The organism is Psychrobacter sp. T6-1, from assembly GCF_052258445.1.
Genome location: NZ_JBQQFC010000284.1, coordinates 1 through 3,102, shown reverse-complemented (window position 1 = coordinate 3,102; position 3,102 = coordinate 1). Strand labels below are relative to the sequence as shown.

Annotated in this window: 3 protein-coding genes; 2 read left to right on the top strand and 1 reads right to left on the bottom strand. The window is 43.0% G+C overall.

Features of this window, described 5'->3' with window-relative positions:
• Both groL and ACTXGO_RS11705 read left to right on the top strand, forming a co-directional pair.
• Window positions 1-1,467 (top strand): chaperonin GroEL (gene groL, locus ACTXGO_RS11710; RefSeq protein ID WP_443574635.1); only part of this gene is annotated, 1,467 nt, incomplete at its 5' end.
• Between the two features lie 255 nt (window positions 1,468-1,722).
• Complete coding sequence (locus ACTXGO_RS11705) at window positions 1,723-2,112, top strand: hypothetical protein (protein WP_435950386.1); 390 nt, start codon at window positions 1,723-1,725, stop codon at window positions 2,110-2,112.
• Window positions 2,113-2,276: 164 nt separating this feature from the next.
• Here the strand turns inward: ACTXGO_RS11705 and yaaA are convergent, their stop codons facing one another.
• The gene (yaaA, locus tag ACTXGO_RS11700) at window positions 2,277-3,077 is read right to left on the bottom strand and encodes a peroxide stress protein YaaA (protein ID WP_435950387.1); all 801 of its coding nucleotides are present in this window, start codon (window positions 3,075-3,077) and stop codon (window positions 2,277-2,279) included.
• Window positions 3,078-3,102 lie beyond the last annotated feature (25 nt).

The following is a 3,102-nucleotide window of genomic DNA, read 5'->3' as shown; positions in this document are numbered from 1 at the left end:
AATAAGTTTGAAAACATGGGCGCGCAACTGGTTCGTGAAGTCGCTAGCCGCACTAATGATGTCGCAGGTGACGGTACGACTACGGCCACAGTATTGGCTCAGTCTATCTTGCAAGAAGGCATGAAATCAGTGGCCGCTGGCATGAACCCTATGGATCTTAAACGCGGCATCGACAAAGCCGTACGCGCCGCCGTTGAGCAAATTCATGAGCTATCTACCCCAGCTGACGATTCAAAAGCTATCGCGCAAGTTGGTTCAATCTCAGCCAACTCAGACACCAAAATCGGTGAGCTTATCGCTCAAGCGATGGAAAAAGTCGGTAAGCAAGGCGTCATCACGGTTGAGGAAGGCTCAAGCTTTGAAGATACGCTAGAAGTCGTCGAAGGTATGCAGTTTGATCGCGGCTATATCAGCCCGTACTTTGCTAATAAGCAAGACAGCCTAACGGCTGAGTTTGAAAACCCATATATCTTGCTCGTTGACAAAAAAATCGGCAACATCCGTGAGATCGTGCCACTACTTGAGCAAGTGATGCAGCAAAGCAAGCCACTACTTATCATCGCAGAAGACGTTGAAAACGAAGCACTGGCAACCTTAGTTGTGAATAACATGCGTGGCGGCCTAAAAACGTGTGCCGTAAAAGCACCAGGTTTTGGTGATCGTCGTAAAGCCATGCTAGAAGATATCGCAACCTTGACCGGCGCTACAGTGATCTCTGAAGAGATTGGTCTAAGCCTAGAGACGGCAACTCTTGAGCAGTTGGGTACCGCCAAAAAGGTCACTGTTGGTAAAGAAAACACCGTTATCGTTGATGGCGCGGGTCAAAAAGCTGACATCGAAAATCGCGTCGAGTCTATCAAACGTCAAGTGGAAGAATCTACCTCTGACTACGATAAAGAAAAGCTACAAGAGCGTATGGCAAAACTTGCCGGCGGCGTTGCCGTTATCAAAGTTGGCGCGGCGACTGAAACTGAAATGAAAGAGAAAAAAGATCGCGTTGATGATGCTTTGCATGCCACTCGTGCTGCGGTCGAAGAAGGCGTTGTCCCAGGCGGCGGCGTAGCACTTGTTCGCGCTTTGAACGCACTATCTGAGCTCAAAGGCGACAATGACGATCAAGACGCAGGTATCAAGATTCTGCGCCGTGCGATGGAAGCACCGCTACGTCAAATCGTTACTAACTCAGGCGAAGAAGCCTCAGTTGTTGTTAATGCGGTCAAGCAAGGTAGCGGCAACTACGGTTACAATGCGGCGTCTGGCGAGTACGGTGATATGCTAGAGATGGGTATCCTTGATCCTGCAAAAGTTGCGCGCTCAGCACTAGAGAATGCAGCATCGGTTGCTGGTCTCATGCTCACGACCGAAGTCATGATTACTGACTTACCACAAGGTGATGACGGCATGGCTGCTATGGGCGGCGGCGCTGGTGGAATGGGCGGTATGGGTGGAATGGGTGGCATGATGTAATTTATGCCCTTAACCTGTAATGCTTAAGACTATAGTTTTCATCTTATAGTCTTTGTCAAAACAAAACCCCGATAGGCTTTGGCTTATTGGGGTTTTTTATGCGTAGAAGCTAAAACTTGGTAATATAAAACTTGAATTTAAATAAATAGTGAACTAAAGTTTTACTTTTGGCTTTTATGTGAGGTATATTAATTATACGGCTACTAATTTCTTAACTGTTTTTTAATACTATCACTCATTAATAGGTGAGCTTTTATGAACGAATCTACTGCAATTCGAAAGTTTGATAGCGATGCATCCGCTACTAGTTACCTGAATATTAAAAGCTATAATTTTTATATTGCTCGGCAAGGTTATTCTGACGAAGAGTTACGTTTTTCAGAAATAAGTTGTATATTAACGCTAAATATACCTGAGATAACTGTCCATGACATGACAATCAATACAATTGAGATATATTTCAGAACTGCAGGCTCTATTCGCAAGCAATATAAATATACTAAATCATCTAAAACTTTAAATTTAGAGCTATCGCATGACGATTTAAGTGCTTGGTCATCAGGAATGATGCATCCTAAGGCGTACTTGGACCTCATTTCATTTGACTCCAAACATATAAAACTTTATTTATTTGCGGGCAACTAATTAGTAAAGGCTCTTATAATTATTGTTGCTAGTTATCCTAAGCTGAAGGCTGAATTTCTACTCCAGCAAGTAGCAATGATTAGACGAGTTTTGCTACTAAATCGATAAGTTGAAAGAAAAAACTTACAATCCAGCTAGTTCTGAACAAAACTTATAAATATTAGTTACTGATCCGCCTCATCGCGCCTAAACGTCCAAGTGTTGTCATCAGACAATTCATCGACATAATAATAACCTGCCAAATCAAAATCTTTAAGCTGCTCAGCTTTGGTCAGTTTATGATCCGCCGCGTATTTCACCATTAGACCACGGGCCTTTTTGGCATAAAAGCTGATTACTTTATATTGACCATTTTTCTCATCTTCAAAACGTGGCGTAATAATCTGTGCGTCCAAAGCTTTTTTCTTCACTGCTTTAAAATATTCGTTAGAGGCTAGATTAATCAAGACTTTGTCATCACTATCTGCCATTTGCTTATTGATGGTATCGGTAATCTGCTCGCCCCAAAACTCATAAAGGTTATCACCGCGCTTATTTTTGAGTTTGGTGCCCATCTCAAGTCTATACGGTTGGATCAAGTCTAAGGGTTTGATAATGCCATATAATCCTGACAAAATTCCTAAATGCTTATTAACATAGATAGCCGTATCTTTATCCATGCCGTACATATCAAGTCCGGTATAGACGTCACCGTCGAATAGGTAGCCGGCGGGTTTGGCATTGTCATTATTAAAGGGCTTGTCCGTATCCCATTGCCACTCTTGATTGCGCTTAGCATTTAGCTGCGCTAGATCATCAGAGATGCTCATAAGCTCCTGCAAGTCCATTGGCTCCTTAGTCTTAAGCGATTTCATTAAGGTCTGCGAGTGCGCAATGAGCTCAGGCTGGCTGTAGTAGTTGCCAATGTTCACAGGAACGGCATCAGTCTCATTTAAAGATTTGGCAGGAGAGAGAACAAAATACATAGTGATTCCCTTTAAGTAATAATTA